Origin of the sequence: Streptomyces sp. NBC_01478, assembly GCF_036227225.1 — a bacterium.
Lineage (GTDB): Bacteria > Actinomycetota > Actinomycetes > Streptomycetales > Streptomycetaceae > Streptomyces.
This window is the reverse complement of the sequence record NZ_CP109444.1, coordinates 3998760-4014968: the sequence shown is the minus strand read 5'-3', so window position 1 is coordinate 4014968 and position 16209 is coordinate 3998760. Positions and strand designations below refer to the sequence as shown.

Annotated in this window: 8 protein-coding genes; 3 read left to right on the top strand and 5 right to left on the bottom strand. The window is 66.9% G+C overall.

Annotated elements, in window-relative coordinates; translation table 11 throughout:
- Positions 1-62 precede the first annotated feature (62 nt).
- Positions 63-7073 carry a polymorphic toxin-type HINT domain-containing protein gene (locus tag OG223_RS17960; RefSeq protein ID WP_329249281.1) on the bottom strand — a complete coding sequence of 2337 codons (7011 nt, stop codon included), beginning with the start codon at positions 7071-7073 and terminating at the stop codon, positions 63-65.
- 166 nt (positions 7074-7239) lie between these two features.
- Positions 7240-10926 carry a LamG domain-containing protein gene (locus OG223_RS17955; RefSeq protein ID WP_329249278.1) on the bottom strand — a complete coding sequence of 1229 codons (3687 nt, stop codon included), beginning with the start codon at positions 10924-10926 and terminating at the stop codon, positions 7240-7242.
- A gap of 425 nt (positions 10927-11351) precedes the next feature.
- Here OG223_RS17955 and OG223_RS17950 point away from each other — a divergent pair, with 425 nt between their 5' ends.
- Positions 11352-11537, top strand: coding sequence for a hypothetical protein (locus tag OG223_RS17950; protein ID WP_329249275.1), 186 nt, complete (start codon positions 11352-11354; stop codon positions 11535-11537).
- 14 nt (positions 11538-11551) lie between these two features.
- Positions 11552-11848, top strand: a complete 297-nt coding sequence (locus tag OG223_RS17945) for a hypothetical protein (protein WP_329249273.1) — start codon at positions 11552-11554, stop codon at positions 11846-11848.
- A 77-nt stretch (positions 11849-11925) separates the two neighbouring features.
- Here OG223_RS17945 and OG223_RS17940 read toward each other — a convergent pair whose 3' ends face one another.
- Positions 11926-13032, bottom strand: a complete 1107-nt coding sequence (locus OG223_RS17940) for an acyltransferase family protein (protein ID WP_329265339.1) — start codon at positions 13030-13032, stop codon at positions 11926-11928.
- A 212-nt stretch (positions 13033-13244) separates the two neighbouring features.
- A complete protein-coding gene (locus tag OG223_RS17935; RefSeq protein ID WP_329249270.1) occupies positions 13245-14888 on the bottom strand; it encodes a M4 family metallopeptidase in 1644 nt (547 codons plus the stop codon).
- 123 nt (positions 14889-15011) lie between these two features.
- Between OG223_RS17935 and OG223_RS17930 the strand changes: the two genes are divergently transcribed.
- A complete protein-coding gene (locus tag OG223_RS17930) occupies positions 15012-15428 on the top strand; it encodes a gamma-glutamylcyclotransferase family protein (RefSeq protein WP_329249267.1) in 417 nt (138 codons plus the stop codon).
- 7 nt (positions 15429-15435) lie between these two features.
- On the opposite strand, the gene OG223_RS17925 is transcribed toward OG223_RS17930, so the two are convergent.
- Entirely contained in the window at positions 15436-16122 is a 687-nt protein-coding gene (locus OG223_RS17925; protein WP_329249265.1) for a SanA/YdcF family protein, read from the bottom strand.
- Positions 16123-16209 lie beyond the last annotated feature (87 nt).

Here is a 16209-nt window from a genome sequence, read left to right as displayed (position 1 = left end):
AGCAGAAAAGAATGGCCCGACCTACACTACACGGCAGGCCGGGCCATTCCTATCGGTCCCCTTTAGTTTGCATTACCGGTGAACGGTCCGTATTTACGACCTCGCGAGTTCACCCACACTTGCACCCCCTCCGGGAGCATGTCTTCCATTCTTGCTGCACAACCGCTTGGCCCTGTACACATTCCAAACTTGTTGTCGATGTAGAGCACTGCTTTTCTGATGCCCGGGTTCATCCTCAGGAACGCAGCAGCATGAGTCTCAACGTGGTCGAAATTCTGCCTCGTGCGACCGGGAAGATTGGCAAGCATCTGCGACTGGCCACCGGGGCCGCTTGAAATGGGAATCTGATCGACACCCACATCAAGAACGCCCACCGTTCTACGCTCGAAATCCTTCGGTAGGTCATCAACCGCAGCAGCAACAGGATTGCAGTTGTGAACAAGGATCGGCGTAGCCCCCGCCAGCACATAGTACGTGTGCAGTTCCTCGACGGTGAGGTTGTACATGTCGCGGTCGCCGGGTCGTGGGGTGACGACGGTGACGTGGACGTGGCGGTCGTCGGCGGTGTTGAGGGCGTGGCCTGCGCGGAGTTGGCCGGCGGGGACCCAGGTGTGGAGGGTGTCGTCCCAGAAGGGGTGCTTGGACGTGGTGTGAAGGGTTTCCGTCTTGCCGTCGGCCAGTTGGATCTTGAGGTCGACGAGGTCGTAGTCGTGGTTGACGTGAGTGGCCGTGACCGTATGGGGGCCCTGGTGCTTGCCGTTGACGGGGTCGGCGGCCTCGACCTTGTCGCCGGTCTTGATGTCGCCGATGGGCTTGGTCTTGCCGTCGGCCATCAGGACCGGAGTGGAAGGGGTGAAACTGCAGAGCACCGCTTTGCTCGCGCCGACTTCGCCCTCGGCCTCGGCGCCGGCGCCTCGCGTTCCCAGGAGGAGGGCTATGTCGAAGAGCAGCTTTCCGGTGCCTTCGGCGCTCTTGCCGTTCGCGTAGTCGCCGTATATCTCCGCGCCTCGCGATGTCACCGCTGCCGCGCCGGCGAGGGCCGGATTGGAGCTCATGAGCAGTTGGGTGAGCAGGTCTGTGCAGCCGTCGCCGTCGAGCAAGCAGTTCTTGTCGGCGAGGATCTGCTGAACGGGGGCTTGGAAGAGGGTGACGACGGTCGATTTGGCCTGGCCTACGAAGGTCTTGGCGACATCACTGACCCAGCCGGAGACGCCACCGCCGCCTCCGTTGACGTTCCCCTGACTGTTCGTGGAGACGGTGCCGCACGTGTGGTAGCAGCCGCCTGTGCCTGTTCCGCCTGCCGGGACGCCTGGGGTTTCGCTCTGGCCGCCCCCGCCGCCGCCGGGGCGTGGCTCGTTGTGGCCGGTTCCGTCGTCGATCCACAGGCCGGTGGGGTCGGAGTGGCTGATGGGGTTGTTGTCGGCGTAGGTGTAGCCGTTGAGGGACTGGGCGTCGCCGGTGTCGAGGACGGGATCGACGCTGAGGAATCGGCCGATCGCGGAGTCGTATTCGCGGGCGCCGACGTAGGTGAGGCTGGTCGTGGGATCGGTGGTCTTGCCGAGGAAGGTCTTGTCGTCGGCCCAGACACCGGTACCGCCGGAGCGTGGGGTGCCGAATGGGGTCAGGTAGCGCTTGGTGACGGCCTGGGTGGTGGCGTCGAGACTGACCGTGGATGTGCCGTGCGGGTCACCGGAGAGGTAGGAGAGGGTCTGGGTCCCGCTCTTGTTGGTGCGCAGGGCGACGGTGGCGCTTCCGGTGCCGTAGTAGCGCTGGGCCCAGAACTTGGCCGTCGAGGTCGAGGTGTCCAGGTGGACCTCGGTGGCACCCAGGTAGAGGACGCTCTCACCGCTGGTGTTGCGGCGGATGAGGAGGGTGCCGTCGGCGTCGTAGACGTGGCTGGTCGTGCTCTTGATGGTGCCGGTGCTGGACTTCTCCGTGACTGTGTCGAGGCCCCCGGTGGCGTTCCAGGTCAGCGCCTGGGTGTCGGTGCCGTTGGGACGGGTGGTCGTGTCACCGGACTTGTCGTAGACGTAGGTGGCGCTCACACCGGTGCAGGAGGTGGCGGCGGCGGTCGCCGTGAGCTGGTGGGGCGTGGTGGAGCTGTAGCAGTAGGTGCGGGAGGAGTCTCCGGTGCCGGTCTGCGTTCTTTCCGTCGTGCGCAGGCCGCTGCTGGTATAGCCGTAGGTGGTCCAGTAGGGGGCGGCTCCGCCCAGGTTGGTCGTGGTGCGGCCGCTGGTGGCGCAGGAGGCGGTGGACGGGGTCCAGGCGTCGGTGAGGCGCTGGTAGCCGTCGTAGGTGAAGCACTGGTAGTCGGTCGCGCCGGTGCCGGACAGGTTGGCGGAGTCGAAGGTCGAGGTGACGTCGCCGGCGTCGTCGTAGGTGAAGCTCAGGTCCTGGACACTGCGGGTGGCGTCGGTGGTCAGGCTTCGGGTGAGCCGGTCGGTGCCCTGCTCGTAGGTGTTGGTGATGTACGCCTTCTTGGCCGTCAGTGCCTCAGATGTGCCCAGGGTGTACTGGTTGACCTGTCCGATGGCGTTGTAGTCGGCGGCCAGGAGATAGCCGGTGGCGCCACCGACGTCGGTCACCATTCCGAGGCCGTTGTACTCGGAGTCCACGATCTCGCTGCTGAGGCCGCCGGCGGCGGGTTCCGTGTAGTACTGCTGGGTGCCGTCGATGTTGTAGTACGAGGTGGTGGCCAGGGTCGCCGAAGCAACCGCACCGGAGGCGACGAGTGGGTCGCTGGACGGCAGGGTCAGTTGGCTGCCGGTGGCGTGGTAGAGGCTGTCGTAGGCGGTGACCGTGCGGGTGTAGGCATTGCCGGTGGTGCCGCTGCCGCCGACGTAGCTGATCGAGTCGTCCAACTGGCCCTTGGCGAGGGTGTCGTAGTCCCAGTGGGCCAGCTTGTTCGCGTCGGTCTTCGCCGTCTGCCATTGGTCGGTCTTGCGGCCCAGCACGTCGTAGCCGTACAGCAGTTGCGTGCCGCGGTTGTCGGTGGTGGTGTCCGTCTGGTCCAGGGCCGTGTAGGTGGTGGTCGTGGTGCCCAGGTCCGGGTCGGTGGCCGAGGCCTGCCTGCCGAACAGGTCGTACACGTACGACCATTGGGCGCCATCCGGTCCGGTGACCGTGGAGGGCTTGCCGTCCAGGGTGTTCTTGTACTTGGTGGACGTGTACGTGGCTCCGGGCCCGGTGCCGTAGGCGGCGTCAGCGGGGTCGGTACCGGAGTAGGCGCGCTTCTCGACGGTGTTGCCGAAGATGTCGGTGATCGTGCGGGTCGCCGAGCCTCCGTTCAGCGCGGTCGTCGCGGTGGAGTCACCGGTGTAGCTGGTGCTGGTGGTCCACTTCTTGACGCCGATCACGTACAGGCTGCTGCTGGTGGCCCGGCCCGCGCCGTCGAAGACGGTGTCGGTCTGTTTGGGCGCGCCTCCGGATGCCGCCCGTGCGTAGGAACCGCTGGGGAGGTGGGCGGAGTCGTAGACGTCCGCGTAGGTCTCGTAGGCCAGGCCCCGGCTGTCGTAGCGGGTGTCGGTGAGCAGGCGTCCGCCGCTGGGGGTCGGGGACTGTGTCTGCAAGGGCCGCAGGAGGGAGTCGAAGATGGAGTAGGTGGTGTTGTAGGTGGTTCCGTCGGCCTTCAGGGTCGAGGTCGACTCCCATGACAGGGCGTCGTTGGTGACGCTGTACGCGTAGGTGTAGTTCGGGGTCTGGTTCCCGGAGTGGGAGCGGTTGGACAGCCAGGTCGCGGTCTTGCGGCCCAAGGCGTCGTAACTGGTCTCGGTGATCTTGTTGTTGACGTCGTAGACCTTGGTGGGCAGACCCGAGGCGTAGTCGGTGTAGGTGTAGGTGGTCTGCGACTTGGCGTTGGTGACCTTGGTCCTGGTCAGCGGGCCCGAGTCGGTGGGCGTGTAGGCGGTCGCGGTGCTGTTGCCGGCCGTGTCGGTGACGGTCAGCCGACGGCCGAGGCCGGCCGTGCCTCCGCTGTCGTCATAGGTGGTCTTCGCAACGGTCTGCCAAGTGCTCGGATAGCGCTCGCCGTTGGTGGCGGTGGCCGGGTAGGCGGCGGCCCGTCCGCTCCACGTTGCCTCACCGAGCGTGGGGGTCTGGGTGGCGGACCAGGCGGTCGCGGCGGAGTTGTCGTACACCGTGGCGGTGTCGGACAGGACGTCACCGCGGGAGGTGGAGGAGGCCGGCAGGTTCACGCTGATCTCGGCAACGGAGCAGTTGTCCTCGGCCACCGTACGAGTGCGGGAGACCAGGTTCGTGAGGCCAATGGCCGTGTTGCGGGCGTACCAGGTGCGGGTGCAGGTGTTGTCGGCGACGGCGGTCTGGCCGTAATCGGCGCTTTTGACGATCATGCCGTAGGAGTCGTACGTGTTGGAGATCTGACGGGTGCGCCAGGTCGCCGATGCGGTGAGGTAGGTGGAGGTGGTGGTCGTGCCGGTGCGGACGTAGTACGCCTTGATGCTGGCGTACGACTTCTGCTGGCTGGCGGTCTGCGATGTCCAGGGCGTGTTGACCGTCACCGAGACGGGGACGGTCCCGTTGTAGGAGATCTGCTCACGGAGGGAGCCGGCATCCTGGTCACTGTCCGTGAGGTCGGCGACGTCCAGACCCGAGACGTCGAGGCCGGTGCGGGTGGCGGAGGCGGTGGTGCCGTCGGACTGTTTGTCGCCGTCCATGCCCTGCATGTACAGGCTGACGGTCTTCGACTGGGTGGATCCCGCCGCGCCGGTGGTCGTGGTGACCTTGCCGTACCCGCGCCACTGCGACCAGGTCCGCTCGTCGGCCGGGACCAGCGGGTCGAAGTTGTAGTGCCAGGCCGGGTCGGAGTAGCTGTAGGAGTTCTCGACGCCCTGGCCGAAACCGAGCGGGTCGGTGCTGAGTACGGCGGTGACCCGGTACTTGTGGAACCAGTCGAGCAAGGATTCGACAGCACCGTTGATGTGCCAGTACGTGGGGTAGCAGCTCAGGGTGTCGTTGTCCTCGGACGAGGGCATGTTCGAGCCGCGTACGCACTCCGGGTCGGACAGGGTGACGGTGGTGATGCCGCCGGTCTCGGAGGTGATGGTGGAGATGCGCGGCATGCTGAGCTTCAGGATGTCGTCGGAGGTGGAGTCCACCCGGTTGGGCCGCAGTTGGTAGGTGAAGGTGACCGGATCCAGCGTGATGGCGGTGCCGTTCTTGCCGGTGTGCTGGATCGAGGAGAGCACCAGGGTCTGGTCGGAGGTGTCGTCGATGTCCTGGCCGTCCTTGAACTCCTGGGTCAGCGCCCAGGAGTCCACCGCAACGAGCTTCGAGGCCGTGGCCGAGTAGGCGAACGTGTCGATGCTCGTGAGGCGTTTGCGGGTGAAGAACGACGGGCTGTCGGTGTTGCAGTCGTCGGCCCCGCTGGCGCAGATGGTGTCGTACGGCACGTCCGGCCAGTTGTCCGACGTCGAGTCGGTCAGCGAGGAGCAGTCCGAGGCGGTGCACCGCTCGTCGTAGGAGAACGTCACCTCGTCCGAGTCGGTCCCGGTGAACAGGGTGCTCGCACGCTGACCGTAGAGGATCTTGTCCAGGTGTCCGCCGCGGGTGTACTTGGCGTTGGCGGTCGAGGCGCCGTTCTTGGGGTAGTAGTTCGTCTCGGCCGTGTACCAGTACGACATGGCGTTGCCGTGCAGATCGACGACATAGTCGAGGTTCCAGCGCCAGGCCTGGTTGACCGAACGGTCGGCGAAGCCGGATCCCTGGTCATAGCCCGGCTCGCCGGAGTCGTCGCCGAAGACCGGCGTGGTCCACACCGAGTTGGTGCGCTGGGTGTCGGCGCCGGGGAGTTTGTTCAGCCCGAACTTGTACTGGGTGCCGTCGCCGGTGGTGACGATCCAGAACTCGCCCTTGCCGTCGATCCCGGTCTCGCCGTCGTCGTCGTTGTCGGCGCCGGTGGAGTGGGTGACGGTGGATGCGTCGTCGTCCTTGAGGTGCCAGGCCCCGTCGGTGTCGTTCTTGACCAGTTCGGTGGACTTGCCGTTGAGGACGAGCGAGGCGTTGTCGTACTTCCAGCACTCGTCGTGCTTGTCCGTCTGGCCGTCGTCGTCACAGGAGGCGTACGACCGCTCGATGTACGACGACTCGCTCAGGCCGAAGCCCTCGCCGACCTGGGTGGACTGGTTGTTGGTGGACGCCGTCTTGCCGTCGGTGCTGCCCGAGTCGTACCCCAGGGAGAGCGAGGGCGACGGGCCCGCCGCAGCCGGTGGCGTGGACAGCGGATAGCTCCAGGTGAACGCCCCGGAGGAGCCGCCGGCCTGCCAACTCGACGACGAGGACAGAGGCGAGGCGGAATAGTTGCCCGATCCGGATGCCGACTCTCCCGAAGTGGCCGTCAGCGCGAGCACGGTGGCCGCGGAAGTCGTGTCCTGGGATCGTACGGTCGTACGGACACCGGAGCGAGATGCCCGTGCGTCGCCCTGTTCTGCGGGGGACTGTCCCAACGGCACTGTGGCGGACACGATCTGGCCGCTGATGCTGTTGTGCGAGTCCAGGGACGTCTGGGCTCGGCAGGCGGCTTTGTCCGGAGTGGTCAGGGCACAGGACGGCAGTTGTACGAGGTGCAGGCGGCCTGCCCAGTCACCGCCGTAGGCGGAGGCGAAGGCACTGTAGTCGACGCTGATTTCGGCGTTGCCGTCGTCGCTCGCGCCGGCGGTCAGCAGCACGCCCTTGATACCCGCGGCAACTGCGGCCTTGCGGCTGAGTACCTGGACGCCGGCCGTGCCCGAGGCGGATTTCGCTCCCGCGGTGCGGCTCAGGGACACGGGCAGTCCACCTGCCGTCAGGCGGGTGACGCCGGACGCAGGCAAGGGTGCGGAAGTGGTGGCGGCTTTGGGCCACGTCGCCTTCTGTTCCGCCAGGGCGTCCTGGGCCTGTTTCTTGTCGGCGGCCTTTTCCGCAGCCACCCGGGCCCTGGCCTGCTTCGCGCCCAGGCCGTCGACCGTCTTCACGGTGTCGGAACGCTGCTCCGGTACGGCGGGCACCAACTGCTTGGTGGATGACGCGGCTTGGGCGGCCACGGGAGTCAGGCCGGCCACGGCCAGCGCGAGTGTCACGGCAACTCTGACCACTCGATGTCTACGGCGTCTCGCACCACTGGCGGCACTCACGACAACAACCCCTCACACGTCAGAAGTCATCAACAGTCATCAACAAAAGAAGCGCTGGACTTGCTCGGGCGGGGCGGCAGCAGGTGCCGCCCCGCCAGGGAGAGGGGAGAGATCAGTCCCCGACCGTTTCGACGATCTGTTGCTGACTGGCCATGGCACCGGCCCAGACCCGGATGTCACTGACCGTCGCGGGCAGATAGCGGCCCCAGACCGAGTTCACGTACGTCTTGCCGACGGCGAAGTCACCCGTTCCCGGAGTCGCCGTGTAGGCGGTGGTGTCACCGTTCTGCGCGTCGCCCACGTAGAGACTGACAGTGCCGGACTGGGCGTCGAACACACCCGTCAGGCGCACCGCGCTCCCCAGGTTCGCGACATCGTCGGAGACCACTCCGGTGAAGCTGCCGTCGGTGTTGAGTCGGCCGAAGTGCCAGAACCCGACGGGGACGGTGGCGTCTGTCTCGGGGTCGGTGTCGGTGCCCGTCCGCTCGTACCACAGCCCCCAGGCGGAGCCGTCCGCACTGCGCTGGCCGAGGACTTGCCCCATGTAGCCGACCGGTTTCGCCGCGAGTGCGGCGCTGTCCATCTGCACGGCCGTGGTCGCGGTGAAGGATCCGGTGTCGTCCACCAGCGGCCCCGGTGCGGACGCCGCGTCATCGGTGCCGTCCAGGACAATCCCTGTCCCGTCCAGTGACGCGCCGCCCGAGAGTGTCAGCGAGGTACCGTAGCCGGAGGTGGTGTCGGGCACGGCGGTGCCGGTCGCCGCCGAAGGGTCCCAGTCAGCCATGAGTTCAGTGGCGGCATACCGGTCCGCGGTCAGCAACCGCGCCTCCGTGGACACCTCCTGCGCGGACAGGGCCCGCTGCCAGACGGTGACCTCGTCGATCTGCCCGTTGAAGTAATCCGTGAACGTGCCCGCGGTGGCGCCGTTTCCACGGCCGAACTCCAGGAGCCCGGTGTCCGCCTCCGGCTCCCCGCTTGGGATTGCCTGCGGACTGCCCTGTGCCTTGCCGTTGACGTAGAGCTGGATCGTGTCCGTCTTCGTGTCGTACACGCCTGCCAGATGCGTCCAGACCTTCACCGGAGGCGAGGACGTATCCGCGAGCGAGCGCACGAAGTGCACGGTGCCTGCCGAGTCGGTCCAGTGCCAGTTGAAGATCCACTTGCCGTAGGAAATGGAGTAGTAGATCGCGAAGCCGGGTTGTGTGCTTCCACTGCCCGTCTGGGAGAGCACCACGTAGTTATGGGTCGGAGTGGCGGCCATCCGGGCCCATGCCTCGACCGTGTAGGACGACCGGGACTCCACGACCGGGCCGGAGGTGGCCGCATAGCCCGCCGAACCGTCCACGGTCAGGCCCGTGTCCGTGACCGGCGTCGCCAACTCCGCACCCGTGGCGTCGTGCGTCAGCACACCCCTCCGGCCACGCCCGTCCCGAGAGGCACCGGACGAGGAGAGCGTCGCGTTGTCCTGCTCCGCCGCGACAGTCGTGGACGTGTCCAGCGCGGCGCCACTCGCTTCGTCGAAGTGCCACTGACCGGTCGGGCCAGTGCCCTCCGCGACCAGGAAGTCCACCGAGTTCTGGGCGCCCGGGCCCAGCGAGTCCTGCGCCCGTACGACGATGCTGAAGGTGCCCGAGGTCGGCGGGGTGAAGGTCGCTGTCGGTGTCGAGGCCGGGATCGGCGACGACCACACGGTCGAAGAAGACAGCTTGTACTGGTAGGAGATGTTGGTGGCCGCGTCCCCGGACGCAGGACTGAACGTGAACGTCACATCCGTACCCGGTCCGCCCTTCGCGTCGCACGAACTGCTGTCACACACCGAGTACGGGCTCGACAGCGCGATCCCCGGCGCTTTGGGACGGGTCGGGTCGACCTTGAAGTAGCACCAGGCGTTGCTGGCCGCGTTCGACGGGCCGGCCAGGTAGTCGCCTCCGCTGTTGTAGTACGACCGCGTCCAGGACCGGTACCGGTACAGGGTCCCCTCAGTCAGCGTCGACGTCTGGACGCTGCCCGGCGAGACGTTGTCACCTACATATCCGCTGGTGGGCCGTGCCGTCTCGAAGACCGTCGACCATGTGTCACTGCTCGCCGTGTACTTGTCCACGCTGTAGACGACTTTCAGCGACGCACCGGACTCACCGCCCGCCGCGGTCTGCGGCGTCGACTGGAGCAACGGCTTCGGCTCGGACACTACCAACGGGTCCGACTGCTTGGTCTCGCAGGCGACAGTGGTCCCGGTGCTGGTCCCGACGACCAGACCGATCTTCGTGGGCTTGGCCGGGATACCGACGTACGTCACATCGATTTCAGCGTTGTCGTCGAACCTCTTCCAGCCGTTCGGGTCGGTCTCGTCATGCGCCTTGAGCATCAGCGTCAGGCGGGAGAAGTCACCGTTGGCGAACTTCGTCATGGTCGAGGTGAGGTTCTCGTTCGTCTCAGTGGGGCTGTCGTTGAACTCGATCGGGGCAGCGGGCTGGCTGGGATCGCAGGCGGACCCGCGTCCCGCGGACACATTCCGGTCCACCATCAGGTCCCAGTTCGCCGTCGGGCCCGGCCAGTTCGTCGAGGAGGAGATGTTGCCCGTCCGGGTCAGGTCCACCCAGGAGGGGGTGCAGGACATCGACCACTTCTCCGTGATGGCGAACGTGGCGTCCAGGATGTGCTTCCCCGCCAGCTTCGCCGGCGAGAACTCGAAGTACATGCGGTTCCTGTAGCCGGAGCCGCAGTAGTACCCGACACCGCCCGTGACATAGGTGCCGCAGTAGCCCACGCCCTTGCCGTCGTCCCCGCCGGAGAAGTTGTAGAAGGTGTCCCCGTCCGAGGACAGCAAAGTCCGCTCGGAGGCCGTCATACCGACATCCGGGTCGATGTACTGCGGGAAGACGGCGGAGTCGGCGGCGAGCATCGACGCATCCGGGGTCACCTTGATCGTGCCCTGCTCCGCAGTGACCGGAAGGCGGGTGGAGGTGTCCCCATCACTGGGCCCCTCGGTCGGGTCCGGTGTCGTCTCACCGTCATCGCCCGTACTCCCCGCAGCGGCGCTGTCCTGCGTCGTTGTCGTGAACGAGCTCTGGGACGCGGAGTGGGAAGAGGCCGTGGACGAGGCGGAGTTGGTGGCATCGCCCGACGAATCCCACTGCTGGGCGGCCGGAGCACGGAAGACAGCGTTACCGTCGTCGTCGACCGCGGACAGACCGCCGCCTCCGCCGCCCTGCAGGGACAGCCCGTCGGCCCGCACAGGGAACGAGAGTTCCTTCAACTCCGGGTTCGCGGCAGCCGACGCCGAGGTGACGACGAGCACCTCGCGGTAGCCCTCGGTGGTGGCGGTCATCCGCAGATCCACCCCCGGCAGGACGTCCGCGTACACCGCCGAGTCCCCCTCCAGCGTCGGCTTCGGCAACGTGCCGGGCCAACCCACGGTCAGAGAACGCCCGTTGAGGGACAGCTTCACCAGGTCGGCGCCGGCCCCGCCGTCGGAGAAGGAGATCTTGGCGACCGATGCCTTCGGCCCGACCGTGCCGTCCGACCGCCGCTCCAGCGTCGCGTCCGGCTGCGCCCAGGAGCCGTCGGCCTGGTGTGTCCGCACCGGCACGGCGGAATCCTTCAGTGTGAAGGTCACACCGTCCGGATTGGCGAACGTCGTGGTGTAGGGCGTGCGCTCCCCCGCGACCTCGACCTGTTCCCCCGTCTCCGCCGCCTTCTCCGCGTCCGCCCGTGCCTCCGGCGTCGGCTGGTCGGAGGCCGTGGTGTCGTCCGCGTGTGCTCCGGTCGCCGGCACTGCCAGCGTCGGCAAAGCAGCCATCAACGCGGCCGTCGCGGCCAACGAGACCACACGTCTACGCGCGGCGACCGCCGAGCGCGCACGCCAAGAAAACCCCATCCCCCACCCCACCCGTTCACGCAGTTCTTACCCCGCCCTTACGGCCGCCTCATCAGAACCGCACGCAACACAGGTGGTCAATGGCGTATACAGCGAAGACCCGCAAGATCCAGCCACATCCACGCGCTGCTAAATGGGGCCGGAGTTGTGCCGATTTTGCAACTATGATCTGTTTTCATGCGGCGCGGAATCATGCGATACATCTGCATGTGTACCCCGATCGGGCGTGGCTGGTATGCGCCCTCCGAAAGGTGAAAGAAAAAGCAAAGATTCGACCAACGGGTGCACGAGGTGACCGATAATCAGGCGCCCTGACGACGGGTCAACGAAGGCTACGGAGGAGCTCTATGGGGTCAGGCGCCGGATTCATAGTCGTCCCGCTGTTCTTCTACGTGACACTGTGCGCACTGCTGTGCGTGAAAATCGCGGACAAGAACACCTGGAAAATGGGATTACTGTTCGCGACACCCCTCATCTTCCTGCCCGCCGCCTTCGTCGTCATTGTCGGCATACACGCGGCCGGCGCACTGTAGCGGAAAGGGGGCAGATGGAATTCCTCGTCCTCACCCTGTCCGTCGCCTTCCTGTGCACCGCCTACGCCTGGCCGGTGATCCCGCTGATCGTCTACCCGATGAACCGGCGACGCGGATTCTGGGCCGCCCTCTACTGTTGCGCCGTGGGAGCGTTCTTCGGAATCGGATCGATGTACTCGCATTTCTACGTCGGGGCATTCTTCGAAGCGGCCGTATTCACCTCGGCCGTTCGGGCGGCAGCCGAAGCCGCGGGCATATTGGAGAAACCTCGCGGCGCGTGGCGGAAGCGGCGCGCGGCGCCAGTTCAGTGAGCAGTGGTGAGCAGTAGTGAGCAGTGGAGTCACAGCGGATGAGGACGCCGTTTCCTTTGGCGTGGCCGGGGTCGGTCTCAGGGCGTGTTCACCGTATTGCGCAGGCGCGCGAACGACGTGTCCAGCCCGTTCTTCAGCAGCCGGGCCACCGGGCGCTCCACCAGGCGATGGACCAGCCAACTCAGCACCAGGAAGCCGGAGATCACCGAGACCACCAGGAGCCGGGGGTCCATGGTGTCGCGGTAGTGGGCGATGAGGGTCGTACCGGCCAGGTAGTGCATCAGGTAGAAGGGGTACGTCATCGCGCCGGCCGTGGTGAGCCACTTCCAGCGGACGCGGTCGGTCGCGCCCAGTGCGATCGCGGCCATGACCAGCAGGAACACGGTGAAGAGCGCGACGCTCGCGCGCCAACTGGAGACCCGCTCGACGGTGTCTATCCGATGCCCGAGTTCCAACTGGCCCATCAGGCAGGCGAGTCCGAGGATGCCCCACAGCAACAGGTCTTGTCCGAAGCGGTACATGAGGTACAGCGCCAGGCCGGCGATGAAGTACCAGGCGCCTTCCGGGTTGACGGCCAGCGTCAGTGGGCGGAAGCGCGCGGCCGGCGCGATCATCGCGGTGGCGCCCCAGAAGCAGCAGAAGAGGACGACCTTGCGGTAGGTGAGGCCGGTGATGACGACCGCCATGAAGAGGAGGTAGAAGCGCAGCTCCGACCAGAGGGTCCAGTACACGCCGTCGACGTTCGAGACGCCCGAACCGGACTGCAGCATCGTGAAGTTGAGCAGGATCTCGCGCAGCTTCTGCCGGTCCCACACGCCGGGCAGGGTCACCAGGACGGCCGTGGTGAAGACGATGGAGAACCAGTACGCCGGGTAGAGCCGGATCACCCGCGAGGTGAAGAACTGCCGTGGGGTACGGCCCCAACAGGACATGCAGATCACGAAGCCGCTGATCACGAAGAACATTTCGACGCCGATCCAGCCGTAGGCCGAGAACCGGAACACCGTGGGCATGATGTCGGACACCGGCCGGTCCCAGATCAGGTTGTCCGGTTGGTTGACCCGCCAGGTTCCGGCGTAGTGGTGAGCGGCCACGAAAAGGGCGGCGAGCAGCCGCATTCCGTCGATGGCGTACAACCGCCGCTGGGAGGTCGGTCGTTGAGAGGATGATCGCTGCTGTAAAATAAGGGAGGCATGTCTTGGTGCTTTTCGTTTTCCGGATGGGACAAGTGCCCGCTCCGTCGCCCCGGCGTACGTAGACATGTCAGTCCATATCAGATCTGAGGCTCGGGAGCAGGCACTCCTGACCCACGCGAAAGAGGAAGTCTCACGGTTTACAGGGGGAGACCCGCGTGGTGTGCCGATGGTTGTAGGCGGATTCCGCGGAATCCTCGGCTTTACCCCACGGCAACCGCAGTCCATGCGGCGGCCACCGCGTTGTATTCCGAACTTCCCGTCCCGTACAGGTCCTTGGCCGCGTTGAGCGTCGCCGTCCGGGCCCCCGCGTAGTTCGTCGAGGACGTCATGTAGACGGTCAACGCCCGGTACCAGATGGCCCCCAGCTTGTCCCGGCCGATTCCGCTCACCGAAGAGTTGTTGCACGTGGGCGAGTTGTAGCTGACGCCGTTGATGGTCTTCGTGCCGCTGCCCTCCGCGAGGAGATACGCGAAGTGGTTGGCGACCCCCGACGAATAGTGCACGTCGAGATTCCCCACCGACGAACTCCAGCAGTCCGCCGAGTTCCCGTCCTTCGACGGCTGGTCCATGAACCGCAGCGCCGCCTTGCCGAAGCCGGCGCGGACGATCTTCTCGCCGATCAAGTAGTCCCCGAGATCGGAGGAGTTGTTGGCGTACCACTCCACCAGCGTGCCCAGAATGTCGGAGGTCGCCTCGTTGAGGCCGCCGGACTCGCCCGAGTACGTCAGCGCCGCCGTCTTGGACGTCACGCCGTGCGTCATCTCGTGCCCGGCGACATCCAGCGCCACCAGCGGGCCGAGCTGCGTCCCGTCACCGTCGCCGTACGTCATGCAGAAGCAACTGTCGTCCCAGAACGCGTTGTTGTAGGCGTTGCCGTAGTGGACGCGGTTGTACGAGCCCTTGCCGTCGCCCGCGATGCCGTTCCGGCCGTGCACGTTCTTGTAGTAGTCCCAGGTCTCGTTCGTGCCGTACTGCGCGTCCACCGCGGCCGACGAACGGTCCGAAGTCGCCCCCGTGCCCCAGTGGTTGTCGGTGTCGGTGAACACCGTGGACGGGGCGCGGACGATGCAGATGCCGAGGATGCACAGGTCGGTCTTGTTCGCCGCGTCACCGGTGTAGGTCCCGCCGCGGGTGGCGTCCTTGAGCTGATACGTCGATCCCGACAGCGTCGTCTCCAGCGGCACCGTCCCGCCGTACAGCGACTGCCCGTCCCCGGTCGCCGTCTCCACGCTGTCCCAGGCGTCGATCTGGGCGCCGGTCCGGGCGTCGGTCAGCACCGTGCGGGCGACCGGGTTGCCGAGCGAGTCCTTGGCGACCACGTTCGTCCGCCAGGCGAGCCTCGGAGCGCCGTGCAGGGCGTCGACTATGAGCTGCGGCTTGGCCGTTGTCCCCTTCAACGCCTCGCCGAGATGCGCCGCCCGCAGCGCGTTCACCGCCAGGTCCGCCGCCTTCGGGGCGGCCACCTTCGGTGTCACGGTCGCCAGGGATATGGAGCTCCGGGTCGCGCGGTCGGCGCTCCGGTAACTGCCGTTCGGGGCCAGGTGGACCACGAAGTCGCCGCCGAGGACGGGGAGTTGGCGGTAGGTACGGTCGTAGCGGACGTGCTGGGTGCCGTCCGGGTCGACGATCACGTCGCGGACGGACGTGTCCTCCGCGGCCGTCAGACCCAGGTTCGCGGCATGGGCGACCAGCGCCGACGCGGCGTTCGCGATCGCACCGGCCCGGGTCGGCCGGTCGGCCGCGTGGGCGGTGGGGGCGAGGGTGGCGGCCAGCAGGGTCGCCGCGCCGGCCGCGATACCGGCCGTGGCGAGACGGGAACCTCGGAAGTGCCGTGTCCGGCTCATGGGTCTCCTCAAGAACGCAAGTGGGGGGCGTGGGGGCTGCGTTGATGTTGAATGAGATTTAAAGGGGCCATGACATGTCATGTCCATAGCGCATGCACAGACTTCCGGGCTCAAGGAGGCCGAGTGACCCCCCTCCCCTTCTTCGTCTACGGCACCCTCCGCCCCGGCGAGCCCAACCACGACCGGTTCCTGCGCGGCCGTACGGACTCCGAAGAACGGGCACGACTCCACGGCGCCGCCCTCTACGACGGCCCCGGCTACCCGTACGCCGTCGAGGAACCCGGGTCCGTCGTCTGCGGCGAACTCGTCACCGCGCGGACCGCGGCCTACCCCCAACTCCTCAGGGAACTGGACCGACTTGAGGACTACGCCCCCGGCGACCCGCGCAACCTCTACGAGCGCGTCGCACGCGAGGTGACCCGCGAGGCCGACGGCACGGCCGTACGCGCCTGGGTGTACCTCGCGGCCCCCACCGTCACCGCCGCCCTCCGCGCCCACGGCCAACTGATCGAGGGCGGCGACTGGCCGGGCCGCCGTTGAACGGGCCTCAGTTGCCGGAGGCCAGCGCGCGGGCGACCCCCGTCTCCTTCGGCCCGAGGAAGTGCGGATCGGGATGGAACAGCAGGTCCAGCGCGGCCTTGCCCGCCGCGAGCACCTCGCGCGTACCGCCGTAGTACCAGGTCGCGTTGTGCGCTTCGTCGACCCCGACGCCGTACGAGTCGATCCCCGCCGCGTCGCACAGCGCGACCGCCCGCCGGATGTGGAAGTTCTGGCTGATGAGTACGGCCTTGTCGACGCCGAAGATCTTCTTGGCGCGGACGCAGGAGTCCCAGGTGTCGAAACCGGCGTAATCGGTCACCACGCGCGCGCGTGGCACCCCGTGCTTCGCCAGGTAGACGCGCATCGCGTCCGGCTCGTCGTAGTCCTTGCGGCTGTTGTCGCCGGTCACCAGGACGACCTTCACCCGGCCTTCCCGGTACAGCGTCGCCGCCGCGTCCAGCCGGTGCGCGAGATACGGCGACGGCTCGCCGTCCCACAGCCCGGCACCGAAGACCACGGCGACCTCGGTGCGCGGCGCGTCCCGCACGGCCCCGAGCCGGTCGGCCGTCACCACCCACAGCCAGGTCGCCGGAAGCAGCGCGAGGACACACCCGGCGGCCACCCCCTGCACCAACTGCCGCCACCCGGCACGCGTGCGTGGCAGCCGCGGTCTGCGGAGTTTCAGGCGACGCATGAAAGGGCCCCTCCCCGTTCGGTCTCGACAGTCACAGACGCGCCGTAACCCTCTCCGGTTCGCCGCCCGCAGTGTGACCGGCTTCAC

What these genes read in the sequence shown, in the direction of transcription:
- OG223_RS17955 (WP_329249278.1), bottom strand. Translation starts at nt 10,926, where the DNA reads ATGGCTGCTTTGCCGACGCTGGCAGTGCCGGCGACCGGAGCACACGCG.
- OG223_RS17950 (WP_329249275.1), top strand. Translation starts at nt 11,352, where the DNA reads ATGGGGTCAGGCGCCGGATTCATAGTCGTCCCGCTGTTCTTCTACGTG.
- OG223_RS17945 (WP_329249273.1), top strand. Translation starts at nt 11,552, where the DNA reads ATGGAATTCCTCGTCCTCACCCTGTCCGTCGCCTTCCTGTGCACCGCC.
- OG223_RS17935 (WP_329249270.1), bottom strand. Translation starts at nt 14,888, where the DNA reads ATGAGCCGGACACGGCACTTCCGAGGTTCCCGTCTCGCCACGGCCGGT.
- OG223_RS17925 (WP_329249265.1), bottom strand. Translation starts at nt 16,122, where the DNA reads ATGCGTCGCCTGAAACTCCGCAGACCGCGGCTGCCACGCACGCGTGCC.